The 25,481-nt window shown below is 67.7% G+C and carries 15 protein-coding genes; 4 read left to right on the top strand and 11 right to left on the bottom strand.

The genetic code is table 11. The annotated features are described in order from the left end of the window. From VLF18_RS19130 to VLF18_RS19115, 4 genes are all read right to left on the bottom strand, one after another. Positions 1-562, bottom strand: a 562-nt coding sequence (locus VLF18_RS19130) for a hypothetical protein (protein ID WP_325281225.1), incomplete at its 3' end; no start/stop codon positions are given. Beyond that, positions 562-774, bottom strand: coding sequence for a hypothetical protein (locus tag VLF18_RS19125; RefSeq protein ID WP_325281224.1), 213 nt, complete (start codon positions 772-774; stop codon positions 562-564). The genes VLF18_RS19130 and VLF18_RS19125, both read right to left, overlap by 1 nt. A 434-nt stretch (positions 775-1,208) precedes the next feature. Next, entirely contained in the window at positions 1,209-2,492 is a 1,284-nt protein-coding gene (locus tag VLF18_RS19120; protein ID WP_325281223.1) for a right-handed parallel beta-helix repeat-containing protein, read from the bottom strand. Positions 2,493-2,753: 261 nt separating this feature from the next. After that, a complete protein-coding gene (locus VLF18_RS19115; RefSeq protein ID WP_325281222.1) occupies positions 2,754-4,166 on the bottom strand; it encodes a hypothetical protein in 1,413 nt (470 codons plus the stop codon). A gap of 802 nt (positions 4,167-4,968) precedes the next feature. On the opposite strand from VLF18_RS19115, the gene VLF18_RS19110 reads away from it, so the two are divergent. Further along, entirely contained in the window at positions 4,969-8,622 is a 3,654-nt protein-coding gene (locus VLF18_RS19110) for a DUF4132 domain-containing protein (RefSeq protein WP_325281221.1), read from the top strand. Positions 8,623-8,790: 168 nt separating this feature from the next. After that, positions 8,791-9,942: a M23 family metallopeptidase gene (locus VLF18_RS19105; RefSeq protein WP_325281220.1), complete on the top strand. Its 1,152-nt coding sequence runs from the start codon at positions 8,791-8,793 to the stop codon at positions 9,940-9,942. Positions 9,943-10,104: 162 nt separating this feature from the next. On the opposite strand, the gene VLF18_RS19100 is transcribed toward VLF18_RS19105, so the two are convergent. Beyond that, complete coding sequence (locus tag VLF18_RS19100; protein ID WP_325281219.1) at positions 10,105-11,067, bottom strand: transporter; 963 nt, start codon at positions 11,065-11,067, stop codon at positions 10,105-10,107. Positions 11,068-11,397: 330 nt separating this feature from the next. Between VLF18_RS19100 and VLF18_RS19095 the strand changes: the two genes are divergently transcribed. Beyond that, on the top strand, positions 11,398-12,843 hold the full coding sequence (locus tag VLF18_RS19095; RefSeq protein WP_325281218.1) for an Hsp70 family protein: 1,446 nt from the start codon (positions 11,398-11,400) through the stop codon (positions 12,841-12,843). 258 nt (positions 12,844-13,101) lie between these two features. Here VLF18_RS19095 and VLF18_RS19090 read toward each other — a convergent pair whose 3' ends face one another. From VLF18_RS19090 to VLF18_RS19075, 4 genes are all read right to left on the bottom strand, one after another. Then, entirely contained in the window at positions 13,102-13,551 is a 450-nt protein-coding gene (locus tag VLF18_RS19090; RefSeq protein ID WP_325281217.1) for a DUF1801 domain-containing protein, read from the bottom strand. Positions 13,552-13,653: 102 nt separating this feature from the next. Continuing rightward, positions 13,654-15,729 carry an SCO family protein gene (locus VLF18_RS19085; RefSeq protein WP_325281216.1) on the bottom strand — a complete coding sequence of 692 codons (2,076 nt, stop codon included), beginning with the start codon at positions 15,727-15,729 and terminating at the stop codon, positions 13,654-13,656. Further along, positions 15,704-17,920, bottom strand: a complete 2,217-nt coding sequence (locus tag VLF18_RS19080) for a hypothetical protein (protein ID WP_325281215.1) — start codon at positions 17,918-17,920, stop codon at positions 15,704-15,706. The genes VLF18_RS19085 and VLF18_RS19080 overlap by 26 nt, the downstream gene beginning before the upstream one ends. Beyond that, positions 17,917-19,779 carry a multicopper oxidase family protein gene (locus VLF18_RS19075; protein ID WP_325281214.1) on the bottom strand — a complete coding sequence of 621 codons (1,863 nt, stop codon included), beginning with the start codon at positions 19,777-19,779 and terminating at the stop codon, positions 17,917-17,919. Before VLF18_RS19075 ends, VLF18_RS19080 begins: the two co-directional genes overlap by 4 nt. Before the next feature lie 351 nt (positions 19,780-20,130). Here VLF18_RS19075 and VLF18_RS19070 point away from each other — a divergent pair, with 351 nt between their 5' ends. Further along, positions 20,131-22,239: a molybdopterin-dependent oxidoreductase gene (locus VLF18_RS19070; RefSeq protein WP_325281213.1), complete on the top strand. Its 2,109-nt coding sequence runs from the start codon at positions 20,131-20,133 to the stop codon at positions 22,237-22,239. A gap of 477 nt (positions 22,240-22,716) precedes the next feature. On the opposite strand, the gene VLF18_RS19065 is transcribed toward VLF18_RS19070, so the two are convergent. Then, complete coding sequence (locus tag VLF18_RS19065; RefSeq protein WP_325281212.1) at positions 22,717-24,108, bottom strand: RtcB family protein; 1,392 nt, start codon at positions 24,106-24,108, stop codon at positions 22,717-22,719. A gap of 319 nt (positions 24,109-24,427) precedes the next feature. Then, complete coding sequence (locus VLF18_RS19060) at positions 24,428-25,354, bottom strand: alpha/beta hydrolase (RefSeq protein WP_325281211.1); 927 nt, start codon at positions 25,352-25,354, stop codon at positions 24,428-24,430. Positions 25,355-25,481: the final 127 nt, after the last annotated feature.

Here is a 25,481-nt window from a genome sequence, read left to right as displayed (position 1 = left end):
CGCTGTTTCCGACGGCGAATGAAGCGATCTTGGAAGCGCTGACGGAATCCGCCGCCAGCCTCGAGTTGGTCACCGCGCCGAAAGCGATGTTCGCCGTGGCGACGGCATTCGCGGCCAGCGTCGGATCGGGATAAGTGCCGTCCAGCGCACCGCCGGCCGGTCCGCCGATGCTGCCGCTCAGGCTGAACTGCGACACGGGTGCCGTCGCGACGGCCTGACGCGGCAGCAACGGCGCACCTTCCACGCTGACCTGCAGATACAGCTGCGTGCCCGTGAACGCGCCCGGGAATCCCAGCGACACCGAGAAGATGCCGTCGACGACCGGGAAGTCGGTCTCGGTGACCGTCGCGCCGACCTGGCTGCCGCCGGTCGGCTGATCGTACAGCGCGAAGGCGAGATCGAAGTTTCCGTTGGCCGGCGCACCGCTTTGCTGCAGTCGGCCTTGATATGTGAAATTCGGCAGTTGTGGCGTCGTCTGCGCGACGGCCGCACCGGCGGCGATCAGGCAGGCGACCAGCGTCATGCGACGCAGCGCGACACGAAAACGGAAAACCGCGTTCATCACGTGCACTCCTCGAAGCCTGCGGAAAAGACGCTGTCGCGGCGCTGCCTTCCCGGTCCGGCCCAGTAGCCCGCCTGCACGGTGAACTCGCCGCCGCTGGCCGTGCCGATCGCCGCCTGGCCCAGCGTGCCCTCCAGGGTCCGGCAGCCTCCGGCGGACCGGCTCGTACCGCCCCCGGCGGCAATGACGTGACTGCTGATCTGCTGTGCCACGGTCGGCCCGGTGAGCACGACCCCTGCCAGCAGAACCAGCCTGAGCCGAGACGCCCCCGACCGCAGGCATGCACTCCGCGAAAGACATGACGACGATGCGTACCGCATGGAGGGAACCTCCCGTACCGATGGCATTGGATCCAGCTGAGGCGCGGGCACGAGCCTCCCATGCTGACGGGAACGACGTATGCGGCAACCAGGGGCCACGCGAACCGAAGCCTGCTGTCGAGCATCCCGCGACTTCACGCGGTTCGACGAAGTCGGGTCACTTCACGCCGGAGGTCCGGCGCAACCCGAAGCGACAAACGCGACGGCTCGCCGCTCCCGCCGGAGCAAGCGTCGGCTGTATCGCCGCGACGTGACGCGACCCGACTTCGCCGGAGATCCGGCGCAATGCCCTTCGGTTATTGCGCCCTGCACAAGCGCCGCAACAATCACTCGCGCAGACACGGCCCCGTCGTCGCCGCGGCCCCGCTGTAACTCAGATTGTTCGTTACCAGCGAATCCGGCGCGGTCACGCGCACGAGCGTGCTTTGGTGGCCGGGCGTCGGATAGCAGCCGATGTTGTTGCGGACGATCGCGTTGCCGTCGGGGACGTCGCCGCCCTGGTACTCGGTGCTGCCGACTCCGATGCCGACCTGGAACGCGAGCTGGGTGTTGAAGATGCGGTTGTCCTCGATGAGGATGCCGGGCGCCGACTGCACCGCGATGATGGTGTTGCCGCCGTTGACGAGCGTGTTGCCGCGCACGACGACGTTGCGGAACCATTCCGGCGTGTTGCGGCCCTGCGTGATCGACATCAGCCAGCAGCCTTCCGCGGCGGCATCCTGTTCGATCGTGTTGCCCTCGATCAGCAGGCCGTCCATCTGGCCATGGAAGGTCATGTTGCCGCCGGTGCAGACGCCGTTCACGACCGAGTTGCGCAGATAGCGGTTGTTGCGCAGCGTGACGTTGATGCCGCTGATGCCGTCGTCGCCGGACAGGTAGGTGCCGTGATCGAAGCCCGATCCGCCCACGTTGTTCGCACCGAACGTGTTGCCTTCGATCACCGAGTCGCGCAGTTGTCCCAAAATTCCCATGCCGCCGTTGCGCACGATCTGGTTGTTGCGGATCGCGATGTGGCGCAGGCCATGCGGTGCGCGCGCCTGGGCGTGGATCGCGATGTAGAAACCCGTGAGTTCGCAATCCTCGATCGTGACGTCGTGCAGATTGTGGATCAGAAAGAATGCATGCGCGGTCGAGCCCTGGCCGTCGAATTTCAGGCCGCGAAACACATAGCCGCCGTCGTTGCTGGTGTTGTTGTAGTCGCCGAAGTCGATCGCGCCGCTGCCGATGCCCGGTGCATTGAACAACGGCCGCGGGCCCGCGCCGTAGGCTTCGAAACTCAGCGGCCGGCTCGCCGTGGCGAGCGCGTTCTCCAGCCGCACATTGGTCCAGTTCCAGGCGCCGCCGCGTGCGAAATGCAGGCGCGTTCCGGCGGGCAGCGCGTTGATGCCGATTCCCGACAGATCGCGCTTCGGCGCGGCGATCGAGCCCGCGTTCGCATTGTTTCCCGGCACGCATCCCGCTGCGGCGCCGGCCTGGCAATCGCTGAAGAATATCCCGGCGGGTTCGAACGCATCGCGGAAGACGCCGTCGATCGGCGCTTGCGCGAACGACACGTTCGGAAACAGCACGCCGAGCAAGCCTGCAAACAAATACACAATGGTGCGTTCCATGCGAAATTCCTGGGCCATCGGCGTCCAGGCACGCTAACGCGCCGCCACGCAGCATCACAATGCTGCAGTGACAGACGTAGCGGAAGAGCGGCCGAACGGTTTTCCGCGTTGGTGTTTCAGGTACGGAGCCAGGTTCACGTGTCGTGTCGCCAACGCATGCATGTCGTGCGCAGACGGCACCGACGGCGAGCGGTTGGTTGCGCACGTGAACCTGACCCGTTGTCTCCAGAGTCGTACTATCGGCCCGTGTTCCCGTTGTCCCTACGGAAGCGGCTCGCGGAACAGGTCGCGTCGCGGCAATCCGGCGCCCCAGCTCGTGTTGCACGAACAGCTGCTGCCGATGCCGCTGCGGAGCCGGCACGAGTTGTTCACGCCGTCGTCGTAGCCGCCTTCCCGGCGTGTTCGCACACGGTTACGGAATTGGTCCGAACCGATGATCTGGACACCCTGATCGATACAGCTCCGTCCATAGCAGTAGCAGACGGCGCCGGCGCCGCCGAGGCGGCAGTCCTGGTTCGACCGGCATCCGGTCCTCTCGGCGAAACAGCCGAAGGTCTGGATTCCCTGCGCATTCGGCGCTCCGTCGGCCGCCATCGCCTGATAGACGGTGCCGGTGCCGTCCCGCTCCTCCGGGCAACCGATGGCAAGCCGACCCTCGAACGCCGTTTTCAGGTTGTACGCACGCTGCAGGTTCTCGCAGTCTTTCGAACCGTCGCCTCTGCACAGCGGCGAATAGATTTCCATCCACAGTTCCCAGACCGGCTTGAAGCCGAAACGGATCGGCCGGTCGCCGCGCGGACTGGCGGCAATGAAATTGTCGATGCTGGTTTTTGACACTTCCTGCGTCAGCGCAATGCGTGTCGCTTCGGTGCCGCCCATGACGATCTGCCGCCATTCCGAATGCGTGCGCGACGCCTTTTCCCGCTGCTCGCGCGAATACGCCGCGCAGCCGTCGACGCTCCAGCCCTGCGTCGTCGGATTGCGGCCCTCGACACCGGCACACGCCTTCGCCTTGAGGATGTCCAGGATGTCCGACGTGCTGGCGCTCGAACTTTCCCAGCGTTGAAAACGGCTGCCGAACTGCTGCCGGATCATGAGGTGCGAGCCCGATCGCCGCAGATAGTTCTCGTAGGGCGCCCACTCGCCGGCCTGGCTGGCCTGCGCCGCGCGAACCAGCGGCAGCGACTCGAACTGCCTGATGTCGTCCGGATGGACGTTGCCTTTTGCGAAGCAGTCGCGGCCGCGCTGGTTGAAGTCGACGTTGCGCGTCGGCGTCGTGATGTCCATATGGGTGCTGGTCATCCGTTGCGTGGTCGTGGTGTCGCCGCCTGTCATGGCCGACACCGACGCCCGCGCACTCAACCGCGCCGACGTGTAGGTCGTGTTCAACTCGAAGCTCGCCGTGGTCTTGCGCGTGAGTTCCTGCATGCTCTCGGAGCTCTGGAACTGCCGTGTCGCCATCTCCTTGGCCGGCGTCACGGTCGCGCAGCTGCCGATCGCCTTGTCGATGAGGAAGTCGTTGCCGGAGCTCGGCGGATCGAAGCCGTTGATGGACGGCAGGTAGTAGGCATGTCCGAGGCCCGGGCAGATGCCGTCCGGACATGCCGTGGCTTGCGCCTGTGCGTCCACGTCCTCGTGCGCTTGCGTCGCGCCGCCTGCGGCCAGACCGAACATGGCGACGAGGCTGAGGGTCGCCCACCGTGCAGCGGGCCATCCGACGAGAACGCGACGCGCGCGCGCTGACCGGGCAGTAGGTACGTTCTGTGTCACTTGTCATTCTCCTGTCGAAATGAAGGGAAACGGATCGCGCAGAACGGCGATCCGCCGACGCGTGCCATGCGAGCAGTCGGCCGGACGCGTGCTGTCATCGAGCGCACGCCGGCGCCTCGGCGCCGGCGAGCACTGCGCCGGACCGAAGGGTCGGGAAAATCGAGGACGTGAGACTGGTCGTTGCGCCGGGAACGCTTGCGGTTCCGCGGTGCTGCCTTCCCGGCCGTCAGCCACGGAATCGCTTCCTGCAAGTAGCGATCGGACGACGTCTTTCACGGCAACGCGCACTGAGTGTCGCGATGAAAGATTCCAAGTCACCCTAATTGAAAATTTCAAAAACGCTTCAGGTGTCTGTTATTGCTTTGTTCTAGGTCGGCGCGTCTGGCGGAAGTGCTTAGCGCATTGCGAGGCGCGAAAGCATCAGGAATTTTTTTGCGTCGTTTTGTGTACGACGCAGTCGCCGGGGCGAGGAGTCCCACAATGCGGGTCAAACGGCTGGCGCGTTTCTGACGATGCGGAGCACACCCGTCCCCACCCATGCTGTCCGGCCAGTCGGCCGGACGGGCATGGGTGGGGACGGGTTTCGCCGTTCGTCTTGGGTGACGCTAAGTTGCGTGGCAATGGGTTTCGTGACCAGCACCGCCGCCGCCTTTCACAAATTCGAATTAAAGTCGCCCAATCGGCCCACCGGGGCATCGGAGCACTCATGACGACAGCAGCACAGGGACAACCCGACAGCGAGCCCGCAATGACGCCGGCGGAATGGCCGGCCAGACTCACTGCGTTACTCGCCTCCGCCGCCGACGCGGACGGCCGTCTGAGCGACGCCGTCTCGCTCGCGGATCTCGCCCGGTATATCGCCACCGGCGAACCCGCCGGCCTGCCGGCCACCCTGGGACAACACGCTGCCCTGTCGAAGCTGCTGCTCGAGAACACCACCACCACCTGGCCGCGCGTGCTCGATCCGGTCTACGCGCAGATCGGCATCGCGGAGCCGGCGATGCTGGTCCGGTGGGGCCAGATCGTCGCCGCCGCGCTCGACAACGCGTATTACTGGAAAGGCGCGCTGCGCCTGTCCGCCGCCTGGCCCGAAGCGCTGATCCATCAGGTGATCGGCTGGTCGCGCCTGTGGCCGGAACGGCCGCTGTCGAAACACGTGACCTCGGCCGTGTTCGAGAACGCGCTCGCCGCCGGCGGCCTGGAGCCGTCCGCGCTCGTGGTCGCCGCGTTCGCGACGCCGCTGGAGCACAGCCGTCACACCGAAAGCTGCGCGAAGTCGGTCGGCGCGTTCCGCGACTTCGGCGCAGCGGCGCTGCGCTACGCGGATCGGATCCTGCCGCATCTCGCACCGGCCGACGCGGCGCAGCGCCTGCATGTGCTGACGCTGCTGGCGCCGCTGACGGCCGAAGCGCTGAAGCCGTTTGCCGCCCCGCTGGCCGAGTTGGCGAGCGCATCGAGCAAGCAGGTGAGCAGCCTCGCCCAGGGTCTCGCGTGGCGCGTCATCGACGACACCCTGCCCGCCCTGCGCGAGATCGCGCGCAGCGCGAAGCCCGACCAGCGCCAGCAGGCGCTGCGCTTTCTCGACGATATCGCGCGCCGGCGCGGCGACGCGGACCTGCGTGCGTTCGCGCGCGATACCGCGAGCGCCGACAAGGCGACTTCGATACAGGCGCTGCTGTCCGAATGGGATGCGCGCGAATCCACGACGGAGCAAGGCCCCGTCAACGCGTACACCGTGCCGCAGATCGAATGGAGCGTGCCGGGCGGCGCGGCGCTCGATGCACTGCTGGATACGTTCTGGCGCGAGGTCGGCGACGCGATCGAAACCGCCAATGCGCGCGTCACGCAGGACGCGCTTCGCGCGCCGCCCGTCACGGCGCAGACGCGCGAAGCGCTGCGCGACTATCTCGTCTCGTCCGAGCCGATCCCGACGACGACCGCGAAGCTGCACCACATCGCCGAGAAAGCGCTCCACGGCGCACTCGAACGGCTGCCGGAACGCGACGGCGCGTCTTCGGTGCTGCTGCTCAAGCTGTATCGGTTCTTCGGACTGCTCGTCAACGCATCGGGCTGGCTCAACTATCACTCGACGAACGTCATCGAGGCCTTGCGTCGCCGGACCGGCCAGCCGGCCATGCTGGAATACGCGCTGATGCTGTCCGGATTGGGCCTGACCACGGACAAGCTGCTGTATTCGTTCGGTCACGTGCGCGAGAAGCTGCGTCCGGGCGAACGCAGCGCCGACGATCTCTGGCCGTTCTTCGCGCACTATCTGAACACGCTGTCGCACGAACTGAAGTGGAACGTGCAGAACTACCCGACGGCCGATCACAGCGCGCGCTTCCGCGCGATCGGGCTTCTGCCGCAGGTACCGCCGGAACTCGTCTCGTGGCTGCTCGAGGTCGCGCTGACCGGCCCGAAGGCGCAGCGCGGGCCTGCGCGCGCCGTGCTGGCGCGGCTGCCGCAGCGTGACAGTCATGTCATTGCCGCGCTGTCCGACGGCAAGGCGGACGTGCGCGCCGCGGCGGCGGCCTGGATCCGCGACCTCGCGCTGGAAGCCGCCGTGCCGGCGCTGGAAAAAGCCGCGAAAACCGAAAAGCAGGAAGCGGCCAAGGGCGCCTTGCTGGAAGCGCTGATCGCGCTCGGCCGCAGCACCGCGCCGTTCGTCGACCGCAAGGCGCTGGCCAGGGAAGCGGAGAAGGCCTGGAGCAAAGGCGCCGGCACGGATCTCGAATGGTTCGACTGGGACGCGCTGCCGCCGGTCGTCTGGGCGGATACCGCGCAGCCGGTCGAGCCGGTGCTGATCCGCGGCATGGTGGTCCAGGCGGTCAAGCAGAAGACGCCGGAGCCGCACGCGCTGCTGCGGCAGTACTGCGCGATGTTCGAACCGCGCAGCCGCGAAGCGCTCGGCCAGCATCTGCTCGAAGCCTGGATCGCCGCGGATACGCGGCCGATCAGCGAGGACCTGGCGAAACGATCCGCGCAGCAGAGCGCGCGCAGCACACACCAGTTCATCGCGCAGAACCCGCAGTACTACACCGGCAGTCCGCAGCTCAACTATACGGTTGAACAGTTATACGAATCGCTGCTGGCGAAGTATCTCAAGCAGCCCGAAGGCACCGCGATCGCGAGCAAGGGCATTCTCGCGCTGGCCGCGGCCTGCGCGGGCGAACGCGCCGTGCCCGTCGTCGCGCGCTATCTGAAGGACTACTACGGCACGCGCGCGGCACACAGCAAGGCGCTGATCGCCATGCTGGCCTGGATCCCGCATCCGGCGGCCGTGCAGCTGCTGCTCGCGGTCGGCAATCGCTTCCGCACGAAGGGCATCCAGGAAGAAGCCGCCAACCAGGTCGAGGCGTTGGCCGACCGCCGCGGCTGGACCGTGGCCGAACTGGCCGACCGCACGATTCCGGCAGCTGGCTTCGACGAAACCGGCACGCTGACGCTGAGCTACGGCGATCGCGAATTCGTCGCGCGGCTGATGCCGGACTTCACGATCCAGCTGCAGGACGAGAACGGCAAGAAGCTTTCCGCCCTGCCCGATCCGCGCAAGGACGACGACGAAACGCTGGCCAAGGAATCGAAGAAGAGCTGGTCGGAAGCCAAGAAGACCGTCAGGACGACGCTCGCCCAGCAGACCGATCGCTTTCTCGAAGCGCTCTGCACGCAGCGCGAATGGCCCTACGAGGACTGGAACCGCTATCTGCTGCAGCATCCGATCGCGCGCCACCTCGTGGAAAGCCTGATCTGGGCCGTGGTCGAGGGCGGCGAGGTGAAGACGACGTTCCGGCCGCTCGGCGACGGCTCGCTCACGGACGTCGACGACAACCCGGTCAGCGTCGCCGACACGGCGAAGGTGCGCATCGCACACGAGTTCATCCTGGACGCCGAACTCGCCGGACGCTGGCAGCGCCATCTGAGCGACTACAAGGTCATGCCGCTGTTCCCGCTGTTCGGCCGCGGCGTCTACCGCTTGCCGGCCGAGCTGCAGCAGGCCCGCGAACTCAAGGATTTCGAGGGCTGCGTGCTGCCGAATTTCACGCTGCGCAGCCGCGCGCAGAAACTCGGCTATGCGCGGGCCAACAATGGCGAGAGCTGGTTCACCGACTACCAGCGGGCGTTCCGCTCGCTCGGCATCACCGCGGTGATCGAATTCAGCGGCAGCAGCTTTCCCGAGGAGAACAAGCCGGTCGCGCTCATCAGCCTGAAGTTCGAGCGTGTCGACGGAGACAGCCGGGAACAGCTCACGCTCGGCGAAGTGCCCGGACTGCTGCTGTCGGAGTGCTATCAGGATCTGCGCCAGCTCGCCGCGGAGAGCAAGGGCTTCGATCCCGATTGGGCGGCGAAGTGTCGCGTGTGAGGCCGCACTGACCGCAACGGGCCGAGGTTCGTTGCGGCACCGCGAACGACGCGAGCAGGGCACGTGCCTGCCGCGTCTTCGGCTCGCGCAAACGAACCTGACCCCGCTCTCCGGACGACGCGCTTCCCGCTACCATCGCACGACAGCCGGCCATCTTCGGGTAGTGCGATGCATCGATTTCTTGCGGTTGCTGCAGCGGGGCTGCTGGGTGCGGCGTGCGGCGCAGCGGCGGCCACGGAACCGCCGCGCGAATCGTTCGATCTGCGCGTGCGGTTTGCACCGGCCGTCTATCCGGTCGGCGGACACGCGACGCTGGTCTACGAGCTTGAGTTGAACAACTACACGGCGGACACGCTGGAGCCGACGGCCGTCGCCGTGATCGACGCCGACCGCGGAGAGGAGCTGCTGCGCTATGAAGCGGCCGAGCTCGCGCAGCACCTCGACCGCTCGGGCCTGCAGCGTCCCGTCGCCGACGGCGGCGGCATCGCATCGGGCCGTCGCGGCATCGTGTTCGTCGAGCTGACGCTTCCGCCACGGCGGCCGCTGCCGAAACAGCTGCGTCACCGCGTCGACTATCGCGTTGCGGCAACGACGTCGGCCGCGCACACCGTCGAAGGCGGCGAGGTTGCGGTCCGATCGAAGCCCGTGACGGTGCTGGGCCCTCCGTTGCGCGGCGGCCCTTGGGTTGCGGTCTACGATCCGAGCTGGGAGCGCGGCCACCGGCGCGTCGTCTTCGCCGTCGACGGCAAGGCGCGCACGCCCGGCAGGCATGCGGCGGACTGGGTACGCGTGGACGAAACGGGCCGCAAGCAGCGCGGCGATGGCCATCGCGCGGCCGACACCTACAGCTATGGCGAGGACGTGCTCGCCGTCGCCGACGGCACCGTGGTCAAGGTACGCAACGATCTGCCGGAACGGCAGTTGCTGACCGAGCGCGCGAAGCACGATCTCGCGACCGGCAGCGGCAATGTCGTTGCGCTGGACATCGGCGGTGGCCGTTTCGCGTATTACGGCCATCTGCGCACGGGCAGCGTGCGCGTGCGCGTCGGCCAGCGCGTGCGCAAGGGCGAGACGATCGCGCAGGTCGGCTTCAGCGGCAGCGCGTCGGATCCGCAGCTGCATTTCCACCTCGGCGATGCGCCGGATGCGCTCGCGGCCGAAGGACTGCCGTTCGTGTTCGACCGGTTTCGCGCGCTGGGGCGGTATGGCGATATCGCGAAGCTCGGGCGGCAGGTCTGGCTGTCGCTTGATGACGGGATGCCGGACGAGCGGAAGCGCGAGATGCCTGTCGGGAATGGCGTGGTCGAGTTTGGGAAGTGACGGCAGGAAACCCATCCGCCCGGCCCGTTGGGCGTTCAAGAAGACGATCGGAACCTGCGATTCTCAACGATCGTCTTTCACCCCGTGAAGGAGGGCATGGGGGATGGGTTTGCTTCGCGCTTGCCGCAACACGAAGAAATTCGCGAATTCGGCCGCCGCCCCTCACCGCACGATATTCACCGCGATCGCCGGCGTCACATGGGCCGACGTGTTTCGTCCCGCAACGATCGTGCGCACGCCGAACAGCACGCCGACATTCGGAGTGAAGTTGTATTCGATCGCCGGCGCGAGCGCGAACGAGCGGCTCGTTCCCGAATCGAACAGCGTCGCCCTGCCCTGCGCGTCGATGCCGCGCACGCGCGTGTTGCCGTTGCGGCGGTATACGGCGTCGAGCGCGATCACCCAGTTCCGCGTGATGCTGTATTCCCAGGCGGCGTTCGCGACGAAGCTCGCACCGGGTCGCGCGCTGCCGCGAAAACCGTCGGACGTGCCGTAGACGCTTTCGTCGGTCAGGTCGACGCGATCGGAAAACGCCTTCGTCAGATTCAGCCGCATGCGCAGGATGCGGCCGTTGCGCATCCAGAAATAGGTCTGCGAATAGATGCCGAGCATCGTCGTGTACGCGCCGCTGCCGAAGCCGTCGCTCGCGCGCTCGCCGAGGCGGTCGTACTTGCCGGTCGGAAACGTCTGCTGCACGGCCACGGAGATCGTCGGCATCCAGTGTCCCGGCTGGAACTGCGTGAGACGGTATTGTCCCTGCACCGACAGATCGCCCATGCCGATGCCGGCGCTGCTGCGGCCCTGCGCCGGATCGGTATAGCCGAACGTCGGAATCAGGCTCAGCGAGAACGTGTCGGTGACGCCGTAGGTCATGTAGGTCAGCGAGCCGTAGCTGTGCGAGCGGTCGGTCGTGTGCCGGTCGCCGTCGCGGTCGAACGTGCCGCTCGTGCGCACGTCGTAGAGATACGGCTCGATCAGATAGTGGCCGCGCGGCAGGGTCGACGCCGAGTTGGCGAGCATCGGACCGGTCCACCACGCGTCGTCCAACGATTGACGCGGCGGCTCCGGCGTCTGCGCTGCGGCTCCGGTGGCGACGAGGATCAGGAAAAGCAGGGCTTTGTGCATGCGGCGTAGGTCGCTGGGTACGGGGTCGGGAAAAGTCGGGCGATTCGCTGCGCAGCCTGGGCGCGTCGCCGCCGGTTTGCGAGCGCCAATTGCACAGGCGCCGCACGCTAAGTGGTATTCAGGACAAACCGCGCCTGTTTCGAAACAGGTCAGCTTCAAAGCAGGCCAGTTTCAAAAGCAGGCCAGTTTCAAAGCCGGACAGTTTGCAGGAATGATCATGAGCGCGCGCCGATGCCGCCGCCATCCGGTTCCTGCGCGCGCACGCGCGGCACTCGCATTGCGCCGCGGCCGCCCCTACACTCGCGCGCCCTCGCAACCCGGGTGCACCTCATGCGGATCGGCATCGACTTCGGAACCAGCTATTCGGCCGCCGCGGCGTCGGTCGGCGGCCGGCTGCACGGCATCCGTTTCGGCGACGACACGCAATTTCGCACGGCCGTGTTCTTTCCGGCCGCGGTGCCCGATCCGAACGATTTCGTGCTGACCGACGAACTCGACGCACACGTCGAGGCGCACATGCGCTCCGCGCGTGCGGCGCACCGTGCGTCCGTCGACGCCTGGCGCCGCCGCGTCGCCGATGCGAACGCGCTGCCGGCCGATCGCCGCGCCGAAGCGCTGGCGCTCGCGCCGGAACCGGCGCCGCGCAGCGAAGAACAATTGCGCGCGGCCGCGCTGCGCAGCGTGCGCGCGGGCTGGATGGACCGGCGCGTGCGCGAATCGCGCGGCGCGGCCGTCCGCGTTTCCGACGCGGTGTTCGGCGACGACGCGATCGAGGCGTACATCAGCGACGGCTTCGGCCATCTCGTCGAGTCGCCGAAGTCGATGCTCGGCTACAACCTGCTGCCGAACGCGAAGAAGATCATCCTGCACATCGCCACGCACGTACTGGAGCACATCCGGCTGTCGGCGACGCAGCAGCTCGAAACGCCGGTGCGCGCGGCAGTGCTCGGCCGGCCGGTCGAGTTCAAGAGCGCCATGGGCCCGCAAGGCACGCAGCAGGCCCTGGACATGCTGACGGAAGCGGCGAACGCGGCCGGTTTCGAGGAGGTGTCGTTTCTCGAAGAACCCGCGGCCGCCGCGATGCACTACCACACGCAGCGCGCGACGCCCGAGCGCAGCCTGATCGTCGACGTCGGCGGCGGCACCACCGACGTCGCCTACGCACGGGTCGGCGGCGCCGAGCGCGCGCCGCGCGTGTTCGGCAGCTGGGGCCTGCCCAAGGGCGGCACCGACATCGACATCGAACTGTCGCTGCACGCGTTCATGCCCTCGTTCGGCCGCGGCGATCCGGGCATACCCGTGCATCATTTCCGCGAAGCGGCGAGCGTGCACAGCCCGCCGCAGCAGAAAGCATTCCGCAGCCACGACTATCGCCATGCCGCCGCGCCGTTCCGCCAGCGCCTGACCGCGCTGCAGCGCCTCGGCGGAACCTCGCAGCTGAACCGGCACGCCGAACGGATGAAGATCCATCTGGGCACGCACGCGCAGGGCCGCGTCGACTTCGCGTTCATCGAACCCGGCCTCGCGCTCGATCTCGATCGCTCGCACCTCGACGCCGCCTATGCGGATTTCCTCGACCGGCTGCGCGTGCTGCTCGAACGCGCGCACGCCGATATCGGCGAGCGTCCCGAATCGATCTTCCTGACCGGCGGTTCGTCGCGCGCACCCGTGATCCAGGACGCGGTCCGCACGCTGTTCCCCGGCGTGCCGGTCGTCGGCGACCCGTCGCTCGGCGTGGTGTCGGGGCTCGCGGCGGCGGCGGCACTGGAGGGATAGCGTGCGCAGGTTCACGTGGCGTGACGCGTGAACCGCGATATTTCGCGGCGAGCGTCTGGATGCGTTTCGGGTAGCTGATGCCGCTCGTGATGCCGCCCTTCGTCACGAGATCGCAGTAGGGATTCGACGCAGCCGCGTCGGCGTCGCCGCCGGTTTTCGTTGCGGTCGGACATGACGCGTCTCCTCGAATCCGGACCTGTCACGCATGCGGTGTACTGGCGGCCGGCGATTTCTCATGAAACGCCGTTTCGCCGGGTCCTATCGCGCGTCGAGACGAGCCTTGATGTCCTCGTACGCCGCAACGATCAGCGCGCGCAGCGCCGCCTCGTCGACGGCGACATCGGGCCTCAGCTTCACGTGCCGCATGCGCTTGCCGCTGCCGGCGAGCAGGCCCGCGGGATCGGCGAGCTGCGCGCCGCGAAAGAAGCCGACGTTGACGTGGCCGGTGAACGTGTCGACGTAGGCGAACGGCGCGTCGGCAACGCAGGCGACCGGGCAGCCGTCATGCATCGATTCCCGCACGTCGTCGCCGCAGGCGCGCATCTGCGCGAACCAGTGCCGCGCGATCGCGCGCAGCACTGTGGGCTCGCCGTCGAGCCAGCGCTCGACGGCCGGATCGCGTCGCGCGCCGGCGTTGAGCCGAAACAGCGCGTCGTCGCCGGCCAGGCCGCGAATGTCGAGCGGGACGCGAGAAGATCTGTCGGTCATGCGCGGGTCGCGCGGCGGTGGGCGTTCATCGCGGTTTCGCAGGGGACCGGCACGCCGGCACGTGACATCGTGCGGCGCCGGCAGTCTTCCGCGCAATCGGTTTCACGGCGCCGTCCAGGGTTCCAGCGCATCGCCGGCATAGTGCACGAGCCGGCAGCGCTTCGCGGCCACGCGCTGGCCCGGTCCGAGCGACAGGCTCGGATACGGGCCGGGGTTCGGTACGTCTTCGGCATCGCGCTCGATCGCTTCGATCAGCAGCTCGCGCGAATGGTGATCGAGCAGCTGCGCGACGGACGATTCGGTCAGGCTCATGAGGTAGTACGTCGCGAGCCGAACGTCTTGTTCATCGCCGGCTGCGCCGTGCGAACGCAACCACGCGCGGGCGCGATAGGCCTGCGGCAATGCGTCGTCCGCGGACGCGAGGCGGTCGATCAGCACGGTCTTTGCGCGCAGCGCGGGCGGCCATGACGCGACGGCGTCGCCGGCACGCGCACGCGATACATAGATGCGCCGGAAGCCGCGCTTCTCCAGATTGTCCGACTCGCCGCGCAGGGCGGCTTCGTCGAGCCAAAGCACGGCGACCGATGCGGCATCGCTCGCGGAAACCGCATCGACGGGCGAAGGCACGCCCGATCCCGCAAGCGCGGCCTGCAACGCCGCGGCAGCGCCCTCGCCTTCCGCGTCTCCCGCAATCTGCACCAGTCGCGCCGCACCCAGCGACGGCCATGCCGCGGCGAGATGCCGCGCAAGCGCGCGCGCTTCGAGCGGCAGGCCGCCGGAAAGGTACGACGTGTAGTCGCCGTCCTCGCTGACCGGCGCGTCGGTCAGCGACAGCACGCACGGAATCCGGTTCGCTTCGCAGAACGCGTGCGCGGCGGTCCAGTCGCCGAGTCCGCCGAGCACGGCAAAGACCGGCCGGCGGCGCTGATAGGCATCGAGCTGCACGCGCCAGCCGCCCGGCTCGCCGCTCAGCGTCCACACGTCGAGCGTCCAGGCACGGTTCGCGTCCGGCAGATCGTCCTCGTAGCCCATCGGATTCGGCGGCCGCGCATCGCGCCGCGCGTTGTCCGCGTTGCGCCGGGCCAGCCACGCGCGCATGACGGCCAGCATCGCGTCGCGCTTCGCCGGCGGTACGGCGTCGGAAACGATGGTCGCGAAGTGCAGCTCGTGCGCATCGACGCCGGCCGAGCTTTCGCCGAGCGTCGCGAGATACGCGGCGAGGTTCGCGCGATCGGACTCGCTCAGCGCATAGCGCGGCATCAGCGCATCGAGCGCACGGCCGTCGCTCGCGCGGCCTTCGGACAGCGCCTGCGCGAACGTCGCGGCGGAATACGCGGGACGCGCGCTGGACGCGCGCAGGCGCGCGAGCACGTCGGGAGCGAGTTGTTCCTGGAACAGCGCGCGGAACCGGTCGACGCGGCGCGGCTCGGGCGCCGCGAACAGCGATGACGCCGTGATCGGCGGCACATGGGCACGTCCCTCGATACCGCCGTAGCCGCTGCGGCGATGGCAGCCCGCGCAGGCCGCGGCGGCCCCCTCGATCGCGATGCCGCCCGGGCCTTGCGCTGTCACGGACTTGCCCGACGCGAGCACGCCGTCGCGATAGAGTTTCCGGCCGAGTGCCGCGTCGCCGGGCGAGAGCCTGCGGAACTCCGCGACGAGATCCGCCGCCGTGAACGCGCCTTCGACGCGCAGCCAGTCGCGCGTCGGTGCCGCGCGCAGGAAGCTCAGCGGCAGATGGCGCATCTTGCTGCCCGCATGCGCGCCGAAGGCCTGCTGCGCGGCGATGCTGTCTTCCGGCGAGCCCGTGAGGAAATGCCAGCCGTCGCGCGCGCCGTGCCGCTGCGCATAACCGGCGAGCCGTTCGGGCGTGTCCTCGTCCGGGTCGATGCTGATCGAGACGACGGCGAGTCCCGGCACCTCGCGCTGCACCGCTGCCGCGGTCTGCGTGAGCACCGGACAGATCGTGCCGCAGGTCGTGAAGATGAACTGCACGAGCACCGGCCCGGGCCGCGCGAGCACATCGCGCAGCGCGACGCGCGCGCCGTTCTGGTCGACGAGCACGACGGCGGGCACGTTCACGTCGACGGTGTCGCGCGCATAGCGCGACGTTTCCGCGGACGCCGCGCCGGCGAACGCGGCGACGGCGAGGCTAATGAATCGAAAAGATCGCCACATCGTGATGCGTCGGATCGAACTGGTAGAAGCGCAGGCGCCGCGACGGATCGAAGTTGAATGTGAGATTCACGCGATGAAAGCCGGTCGCGTCGAGCTGGCCGTCGCCGCGCTTCGTCGCCGGCGGCACGACGACCGGATCGGGAACATTGATAGTGATATACGCGCGGCCGAACGTGAACCAGCAGCCGGAACCGCCGACGCGCACCGAGGATTTGAACTGGTTTTCCCAGCCGCGCCCGCCGCCGAAATCGACGTTCACGTAGCGATGCTCGAAATAGTCGCCGTTGTAGAGCGATACCTTGAGCGGCGTGCCGCGCGTCGCGAACTTCGTGTAGTTGATCGTGCCGCCGTCGGTGAAATGGCCGTGGATCGTGTTGTTCGCATAGAACAGCGTCAGATCGGCGGTCTTGTCGATCGGCACGTTGCGCGGCAGGCGCGTGCGGTCTTTCCAGTCGTCGAACGACAGCCGCGCCTCGCGCACGTCGTCGGCGACACGCTTCCAGTCGCCCTTGCCCGCCGCCTGCTTCGCGTCGCGCATGACGCGCCACATGATCTTCGGCGGCGCGAGATCGCCGATCCTGCCGATCGCCGCGAGCTTGGCCTGCTCGCTCGCGCGCGGGTTCTCGCCGAACACGTCCTGCTCCCACTGCAGCAGGTTCTTGCCGTCGACGACCTTGAGCAGGTTCTCGGTCACCTGCACGCGCGGCGGATGCCAGCGCCAGCCCCAGGTGTAGGTCAGGCTCCAGTATTTCGCCGGCGCCATCTTCAGCTTGAGCACGGTGCGCGTGCCCTCGTCCATCGGAAAGAAGGTCTGGTCCATGCCGACGTTCGGTTTGCCGAAATCGCCGGGATTCGGGCCGGATGGCGCATCGTCGTAGAACGCGAACGGCGAGAAATCGTCGCGGCCGCGATCGAGCACGTCGAGCGTCCAGGTCACCGTCCACGGCACGTCCTGCACGGCGCGCGTGTCGAGGAACGCGGTGTCGGACTCGATATGGTTGTCGTACCAGATCTGGTGGATGTCCACGTTGCCGCCGATGACCTTGCCGCTCGCGTCGGTGATCGGCTGTACCTTTTTCGCCTTGAGCGGACCGGTGTAGTGCAGCAGCGGAAAACCGCTGTAGACGCGGCCTTCGACCGGATTGCCTTCGAGAATGTCGATCACGCGGTCGATCGCGCGGCGCGCGTCGCGCCCCTCGTCGGAACGGCGGCGCTGGTTGCGCGCGACGGCGTCGATGCGCTCGAACGCGTCGGCCAGATCCGTCGTCGGCGACGTGCGGTCTATCGTCGTCACGACCGGAGCGCCGTCATGCAGGTTGTACGGCACGGTCGGCGTCGACGGCAGCGTGTTGGGCATCTCGTTGCCGAGCGAGTCGTAGCTGTTCGTGTAGACCGTCGGCAGCAGGTTCGTGCCCGGCGGATCGGTGAACGGGTACGACGGTTCGAACAGACTCGCACCGGTGACGACGGTCGTCGTGTCGCCGACCGTGGTCTGCGTCGACGGCGTCAGATAGGGCTGCGGATACGGATGCCCGATGTAGTCCTTCGCGCGCGACAGCGACGGCAGCAGCGCGACCAGCACGGCCGCGAACACGGCAGGGCCTTTGCGCCGCGGCGGTCCCGCAGGCCGCGACTGCGCCGCGACCCACGACAGGCGCTCGACGACCCAGTCGGGCTCGGCCTTTGCGGGCACGGTGCCCCAGAGCCCCGCCGCCGCGTTGCCGTAGCGCATGACGCCGCGCGAGCAGTCTTCCGCCGTGTCCGCGCCGTCGCCGTGCGCGTGCCGGAAGAAATGCGATTTCAGCGCGGCGACGGCCTCGGGCTCTCCGTTGACGAGCCACCAGCCGGCCTTCGCACCGAAGCGGCGCGCGGTGTCGGCGAGCGCATCGCGCGCGCCGTCGGTGAATACCGAGCAGATATGCACGTCGCGGCCGATACGCTCACCGAGCGCGGCCTGCACGCGCGCGACCGATTCAAGCACCGGATATTCGTGTTCGCGCGCCAACGGGACGAAGTGGACGAGTGCGGTTTTTCCGCGCAGCAGGTCGTCATGAAACAGCGCGCGCTGTCCGTCGTGCGTGGCGACGACGACATTGGGCACGGGCGTGACGCGGCAGGCCGGCGGTCCGGACCGCAGCGCACCGGCGGCGAGCGCGTTCAGCAGCAGGCGCCGCGAAGGATCGTGACTCATGGCTCCTCCTCGCTCTGGTCCTGCTGCTGCGTGCCGTTCGCCGACCGCGGCTCGAGATGCGGCGGCGCCGGCGGCGTGCCGTAGACGCGTCTGGCCGAACGCGAACCGACGAAGCCCTTGCCCGGCTCGACGATGTCCCAGCGCACCATCATCGCGTGGTCCTCGTGCACGACGTTGTGGCAGTGCATGACGTACTTGCCGAGGAAATCGCTGAAGCGGATGTAGACCTTGATCTCGTCGCCCGGCAGCAGCGTCGCGACGTCACGCCGCTGGCCGCCCATGAACGTCTTCACGTGCGGGCGGCGGTCGATCTTCGGATCGAGGTTCTCGGTGAACACGTGCCGGCCGTCGATGTGGTCCTGCACCGTCGTCGGCAGGATCTTGCGGCCGTTCACTTCGAGAACGATGAATTCGGTGAAATGGCAGTGCACCGGATGCGACCAGCTGTTGCCGCCGTTGCGGATGGTCCAGATTTCCGCGCTGTCGCGCTCCACGCCGGCGTCGATGCGGTTGGGCTCGAATACCTTGCCGTTCACCGTCCACAGGCCGCCGTCGTAGTCGAACTCCCAGACGCGTTCGTGCTTGACGAGGGAAAGGTCCACTTCCGGCAGCGGCCGCAGGCGCCTGGGCACGCGGCTCGGATCGCGCCCGGTCGCCTTGATCACACGGAATTCCAGGATCGGCACCGGCGGATCGAGGGTGCGGCCGGAAGGCCCCTTGCCGTTGGACTGTTCCAGCGTGTTGACGATGTGGACTTTGTCGCCAATCGCATACTCCGAGAAATCGATGACGACGTCCACGCGCTGCGCGACCGACAGATAGACCTGATCCGCATCGAGCGGCTCGGGCAGCACGTTGCCGTCGCCGGTCAGCACGCAGAAGGGTTTTCCGGACGACAGCGCGAACCGGTAGAAACGCGACGGGCCGCCGTTGAGCAGGCGAAACCGGTACTTTCTCGCCTCGACCTCGAAATACGGCTGGATCTTGCGGTTCACCGTGTAGCGGTCGCCGAGAATGCCGTCGGTGTTGAACGCGTTCCAGCGCACCTGGCCGTTCTCGTCGAACAGGATGTCGTGAAAGATCAGCGGCACGTCGTACTTGCCGCTCGGCAGCCGCCAGGCGCGCGGGTCCGGATCGTTCTCGTCGCCGGAATCTTCCTCGTCGAACAGCAGATAGAAGCCGTCGAGTCCCGCGTAGACGTTGGCCGCGGTGAAGTCCATGCGATGGTCGTGATACCACAGCGTCGTCAGCTTCTCGCGCGGATCGCGCCGCGCCGGGAAGTTCGCGTAGTGGTGATCCCAGAACTCGCCGGAGTCGATCCAGTCCTGCGGCTGGCCGTCGCTCTCCGACGCGGTATGCCCGTTGTGCAGATGCGTCGTCGTGGACGGCAGCGCGAAGTTCACTTTGGATACGCCGACCGGCGGCAGGTCGTTGTAGCGCCGCACGAGCACGGGTTCGCCGTAGCGGGCGTGGTAGGTCGGGCCCGGCGTCGAGCCGTCGAAACCCCACGAGCCGCTGCCGCCGCCGTAAGGCGGGTCGGGGTGATAGATCCAGGTGAATTCCTGCTCGCGGATCTCGTAGAACTTTTCCGGCGGAAATTCCGCATAGCGCTGATGCGCGCGCGGATCGGGCGGCGGCACGAGACGTTCGACCGGCTGCTTCACGGGCGGAACGAACAGCGGCTGCACGAACGGCCGCGCGGGCGGACTCGCCGTGGCGAGCTCGGGCTTCTCGCCGTCGGGCGGACACAGATAGGCGAGCATCGCCGTGGGATCGGCAGGCGCCGCCGTCGCGTCGGACAACAGCCCCGTGCCGCCGGCGGCAACGCTCCACCTCAGGACATCCCTGCGCTTTGGCATAGGTATCTCCGGTGCGCCGGCCGCCCCAGATCGACCGGTTTGCGAGTCCGCCGGAGTGTGCGAAGCGCTGTCGGCAGAGTCAAGAAATGGAGTCGTTTACTTTGGTAGCGGGAGTCGGCGTGGGTCGATGATGCGTCCCAACCGACATGCAGTCGCATGCCTGCGGCGAACGGCGAAAACCCGTTCCCACCCAAGCCCGTCCGGCCCGTTGGGCGCTCAAGACAATCAGAGCCTGCGGTTCTCGACGATCGTCTTTCACCCTTGCAGGGGAAGGCCTGTCGTGCCCGGACCGCAAGACCCGTGACCCCACGCCATTGTTGGCTACTATCACCGCTCATACCGGAGCCAGCCATGACCCGAGTCGCCCGCTATCGTGCATGCCCGTTGTGCGAGGCCATCTGCGGTCTCGAATTCCAGTACGAGGACGAGCAGCTCGTCGCGATTCGCGGCGATGCGGCCGATCCTTTCAGCCAGGGTCATATCTGTCCGAAGGGCAACGCGATCCTGGATCTCGAAAACGATCCGGACCGCGTGCGCACGCCGCTCCTGCGCGAGGGCGATCGCTGGCGCGAGATCGGCTGGGACGAGGCGCTGGAGCTCGCGGGAACGCGTCTCGCCGCGATCCAGCGCGAGCACGGCGCCGCGGCGCTCGGGGTCTATCTCGGCAACCCCAACGTGCATCACCTGGGTCACATCGGCTATCTGCCGTCGCTCGTGAAACTGCTGCGTACGCCCAATGTGTACTCGGCCTCGTCGGTGGACCAGTGGCCGCACCAGCTGGTCGCGGCGCAGATGTTCGGCCACCAGTTCCTGCTGCCGATCGCCGATGTCGACCACACGGATTTCTTCCTGATGCTCGGCGCCAATCCGGTCGCCTCGATGGGCAGTCTCATGACGGCGCCCGGCATCGTCAAACGGCTGAAGAAACTGACCGAGCGCGGGCGCCTCGTCGTCGTCGATCCGCGCCGCAGCGAGACCGCCGAGATCGCGAGCGAGCACGTCTTCATCCGGCCCGGCACCGATACGCTGTTTCTGATCGGATTGCTGCGTTCGGTGCTTGCGCTGGGACCGGCGCGCATCGACCGTTACGACGGAAAACTCGATGGCCTCGACGACGTGCTCGCGGCCGTCGCCGATTTCGATATCGATGCAATCGCCGCGCGCTGCGGCATCGAGCGTGCGACGATCGAACGTCTCGCCGCGGAACTGCGCGCCGCGCCGCGCGCCGTCGTGTACGGCCGCACCGGCGTGTCGATCCAGTCGTTCGGCACGCTCGCGCAGTGGCTGATCCAGCTGCTCAACCTCGTGACCGGAAACCTCGACGCCGTCGGCGGCGCGCTGCCGAACGACGCGGCGATTCCGCTGACCGGCCCCGGTACGTCGAGCGGCCAGCGCGCGCGCTGGAAGAGCCGCGTGCGCGGCCTGCCGGAATTCGGCGGCGAGCTGCCCGTCGCGGCGCTGTGCGAGGAAATCACGACGCCGGGCGACGGACAGATCCGCGCGCTGCTCACCGTCGCCGGCAATCCCGTGCTGTCGACGCCGAACGGCAAGGCGCTCGAAGCCGTGCTGCCGAATCTCGAATTCCAGGTCGCCATCGACGTCTACATCAACGAGACCACGCGCTTCGCCGACCTGATCCTGCCGCCGGCCTCGTCGCTGACGCAGCCGCACTACGACCTGTTCTTCAACGCCTTCGCGGTGCGCCGCGTCGCGCGCTGGAGCGAACCGCTGCGCGCGACCGCCGGGCACGAGCGCGCCGACTGGCAGCTCATCGACGGACTCGCCCGCGCCTACGCCGCCGCGGCCGGGCGCGACTACGCATCGATGCCGCCGCCGCAGGCGTTGATCGCCGGCGGCCTGAAGCGCGGCAATTCCGGACTGGATTTTTCCACCTTGCGCGACGCCCGACACGGCATCGATCTCGGTCCGCTGCGCCCCTGCCTGCTCGATCGCCTGCAGACCGCCAGCGGCAAGATCGAATGCGCGCCGCCGCTGTTCCTCGAAGACCTGCGGCGCCTGCGCGACAGCGCCCGCGTCATCGCGGCGGACGATGCGCTGCAGCTGATCGGCCGCCGCGACATCCGCAGCAACAATTCGTGGATGCACAACGCGCCGCGCCTCGTGAAAGGCAAGGCCCGCCATCACCTGTGGATGCACCCCGACGACCTCGCCGCGCGCGGCCTCGCCGACGGCGCACGCGCGATCCTGCGCTCGCGCGTCGGCCGCATCGCCGTCGACGTGCAGGCCCACGACGGCATGATGCGCGGCGTCGTCTGCCTGCCCCACGGCTTCGGCCATGCGCGCACCGGCGTGCGGCTGGAACGCGCCCGCGCAGTGAGCGGCGAAAGCTACAACGACCTCAGCGATCCGCTGGAACTCGACGCACCGTCCGGCAACGCCGCGTTGAACGGCGTCGAAGTCTGGGTGGAAGGCATGACCGAAACGCAACCCAAGCCGTAACGTGGGGCGCAATAGGCGAAGCGCATTGCGCCGACTTTCAGGCGCATTGCGCCCTCCATGCGACGGAAAGAAAAGAAGCCCTGCAGGGTCCAGGGCGCCGGCCTTCGAAACGCATTGCGCCAGCCTTCGAGGCGCATTGCGCCACGCGCTCGGCACCGAAAACGCCTCGCAGACGCCAAAGCGTCGGCGTTCACCGCAATCGTGATGACCGCGGCATTCGGAAATACGGCGCAATGCCCTTCGGTTATTGCGCCCTACGACGTCTGCCGACACTGCGCTTCCACGTATTCCGTCGCCGCGGGGCAAACCGTCTGGCGAACTCCCCCCCTCGTCCGCGCACTTCACGCCCGCGCCGATGATCGAGACCGACGTAGGGCGCAATAACCGAAGGGCATTGCGCCAACCTTCAAGGTGCATTGCGCCAACCTTCGAGGCGCATTGCGCCAACCGGCGCAACGCACCGTCAACGCGACACCATCACGCCTTGAACGTCAGCCACGGTTTCAGCTTTACCGCCGCACGCAGCAACCCGGCTTCTTCCTGGCAGTTCAACACCGGGCCGATCGGCTTGTAGGCGGACGGATGCTCCTGCAACCGGCGTTCTTCGCGCAGCGTGACGCAGCGCCACGACGACGACGCCGCGTCTTTCGCTTCGCGTCGGATGACCTGCCGTCGGACGGCTCTGCCGGCACCGTGACTGCACGACCACAACCAGTCGGGATGCCCGAGTCCCTCGACGAGATAGGACGCGTCGCCCATGGATCCGGGCAGCAGTGCCCATTCGCCCGCACGTGCCGGCGTGCTGCCTTTGCGGTGCAGATGCATGCCGTGTTCTGCGGAAACGAAGTTGTGCGGCACGTCCACGACGAGGCGCGATCCGCCGGCTCCGACGCAGGACTCCAGCGCTTCGCGCACCCATTCGGCGATGACGACGCGATTGAGCCAGGCATAGCGCGCGGCCGTGCCCATCGCTTCGAGGCATTCCGCCGCATCGTCTCCGCGCAGCGCGTACAGGCCGCTTTCCGGATGCGCATGGCCGGCGGGCCAGCGATGGCGCGCGCGATCCATCCAGCGCCGGCCGACATGAAAGCCGACACCGCGCGAACCGCTGTGGATCATCACGACGACATCGCCGAGGCGCAGTCCGGCCGAATACGCGATACGACGATCGAGCACGGCGTCGACGGTCTGGAACTCGACGAAGTGATTGCCGGAACCAACCGTCCCGAGATCCGGCGCGCGCACGCGGTCGCGTCCTGCGACCAGATGATCGGGCGCGTACTCGACCTTGCCGCCGAGTCCGTCGAGGCCCACGCAAGCGGCCACTTCGCGGTGCAGCCGGTCACGATCGGCACTGGCCCAGATGCCTTCCGCGGCAAGCGCCTCCAGGCAGTCCTGCGGTCCGCGCTCGAACAGCGCACGAAATGCGATGGCCGGAACCGGAACGTCGGTTTCGCCGACGAGCAGCCGCCGCGTCAGGTGCTCGACGATGCGCGGCTCGTGCGCGAGCAGTTCGTCCTGGCGCAGCCCGGTCGTGATCAGGCGCATGCCGCAGTAGATGTCCGTACCGATCGCCGCCGGTATGACGACGTCGGGATCGGTCGCGACGATGCTGCCGACGGGCGCGAGGCTGCCCGGATGAAAGTCGGGCGTGGCACAGGCGCACCGCACCGGGTCGGGACGATCGGGCCATCCGACGCCCGCGAAATCCAGGAGCTGGGTAACGGCCTTGGCCTCGAGCGGCAAGTCGGCCGGAAGAAGAATGCGTGCCTGCCGATCCGCACGACGCACGTGATACACCGCGCCGTCGCGTTGAAGCGCGACGCCGTGGCGGGCGAAGGCCCGCTGCAAACGAGAAGGGGAAGTCATGAAGAAAACCTGCTGATAGGCGTGACGACTCGCACCCCGGAATTCCGGAGTGAGCGCGCAAACATCAGCAGCCGCTAGGGCGCGCGGATGGAATCACGCAAGGGCAGGACACGTCAAGCACGGACGTAGGGCGCAATAAGCGAAGCGCATTGCGCCATCGTTCGAAGCGCATTGCGCCATCGTTCGAGGCGCATTGCGCCATCGTTCGAGGCGCATTGCGCCGGCAGTCGGCGAGACACGTCGCCGACGTCGAGGCGTCGGACACGTCGCTGCGGTTTTGCGACTGCGGTCCTCGGGGAGCCGGCGCAATGCCCTTCGGTCATTGCGCCGTACGCAGCCACCATTCCATGGCGAGGTCGAGGACCGGTCCGGGCAGTTCGTGTCCGCCGTCGAAGGCTTCGAAGGTGACCGCGAAGCCGCTCGCGCGCAGCGCCGGTGCCAGCGAGTCGCGGGCGATCGCGATCGGCAGGATCGGATCCTTCGTGCCGTGCGCGAAAAATACGCGTGACGGCACGTCGTTCCACTGCGGGACGATGCCGCCGGCCGAGAAGGCCAGCGTCGCGGAGAACAATTCCACATTGTGCGTACCGAGCGACAGCGCCGTGCTGGCCCCGTCGGAGAACCCCGCTACCGCGACGCGCCGCGGATCGACGTTCACGCGCACGAATGCCTCCCGCAGCAACGCGTCGATGCGCTTGACGTCCCTGCCGAAAGTCGGCGGCGTCCAGCGGTTCCCCATCGTAAGGGCGACATCCCAGGTGCGCCCGGATGAGTTGGGCGCGAGCAGTATGATCCCGCGCTTGTCCGCCTGGGCCTTGAACGTCCGGAAAATATCCTCGCCCTTGCCGCCGGCCCCGTGCAGCAGGAGCAGGAACGGAGCCGGTTCGTCGGCCGCTGTCGCCTGCGGCACGTAGAGCACGGCGGATCCGACGCGATGCCGGCCGGGCGTCGCCGGAGTTTCGGTATGAACGACCGGGCGCGCCGACAGCGCGCCGCCGAACTCCCGGGCAGCAGGTGCTGCCGATTGCAGGGCCGCGACGAGCGCCAGCGCTGCTGCAATGAAGCGCGATGAGTTCATGTACCGGTCTCCGTCACCGTCGTCCTTCCAGATGCGATGGTGCGTGGCGGACCCTGTGCCGCGCCACACACGAGTGGTGCGCTTCTGTCGAATTCGTCGATCGGACGGCGTGGATATTCGCGCCGGGAGAACCGGACCGCGTGCGAGATTGCCGGAAAGGGTCGGCACCTGCGAACGACACGCGCAACGCGCCGCCGTGCGCGCGGGCCTCCGCTATTCCGTGATCGCGTCCGGGCCGGCGAACCGGAACGGTCCCAGGATCCAGGCATTGGCTGCGACGTTTCAACTCCCGGAT

The sequence above is a fragment of the Tahibacter sp. genome (genome assembly GCF_035481375.1).
Taxonomy (GTDB): domain Bacteria; phylum Pseudomonadota; class Gammaproteobacteria; order Xanthomonadales; family Rhodanobacteraceae; genus Tahibacter.
This window is presented reverse-complemented; position numbering and strand designations above follow the sequence as displayed.

Excerpts from the sequence above, each read along its gene's own strand:
- VLF18_RS19065 (WP_325281212.1), bottom strand. The coding sequence starts at position 24,108 with ATGACTTCCCCTTCTCGTTTGCAGCGGGCCTTCGCCCGCCACGGCGTC.
- VLF18_RS19120 (WP_325281223.1), bottom strand. The coding sequence starts at position 2,492 with ATGGAACGCACCATTGTGTATTTGTTTGCAGGCTTGCTCGGCGTGCTG.
- VLF18_RS19105 (WP_325281220.1), top strand. The coding sequence starts at position 8,791 with ATGCATCGATTTCTTGCGGTTGCTGCAGCGGGGCTGCTGGGTGCGGCG.
- VLF18_RS19090 (WP_325281217.1), bottom strand. The coding sequence starts at position 13,551 with ATGACCGACAGATCTTCTCGCGTCCCGCTCGACATTCGCGGCCTGGCC.
- VLF18_RS19070 (WP_325281213.1), top strand. The coding sequence starts at position 20,131 with ATGACCCGAGTCGCCCGCTATCGTGCATGCCCGTTGTGCGAGGCCATC.
- VLF18_RS19085 (WP_325281216.1), bottom strand. The coding sequence starts at position 15,729 with ATGTGGCGATCTTTTCGATTCATTAGCCTCGCCGTCGCCGCGTTCGCC.
- VLF18_RS19075 (WP_325281214.1), bottom strand. The coding sequence starts at position 19,779 with ATGCCAAAGCGCAGGGATGTCCTGAGGTGGAGCGTTGCCGCCGGCGGC.
- VLF18_RS19095 (WP_325281218.1), top strand. The coding sequence starts at position 11,398 with ATGCGGATCGGCATCGACTTCGGAACCAGCTATTCGGCCGCCGCGGCG.
- VLF18_RS19115 (WP_325281222.1), bottom strand. The coding sequence starts at position 4,166 with ATGTTCGGTCTGGCCGCAGGCGGCGCGACGCAAGCGCACGAGGACGTG.
- VLF18_RS19080 (WP_325281215.1), bottom strand. The coding sequence starts at position 17,920 with ATGAGTCACGATCCTTCGCGGCGCCTGCTGCTGAACGCGCTCGCCGCC.
- VLF18_RS19110 (WP_325281221.1), top strand. The coding sequence starts at position 4,969 with ATGACGACAGCAGCACAGGGACAACCCGACAGCGAGCCCGCAATGACG.
- VLF18_RS19100 (WP_325281219.1), bottom strand. The coding sequence starts at position 11,067 with ATGCACAAAGCCCTGCTTTTCCTGATCCTCGTCGCCACCGGAGCCGCA.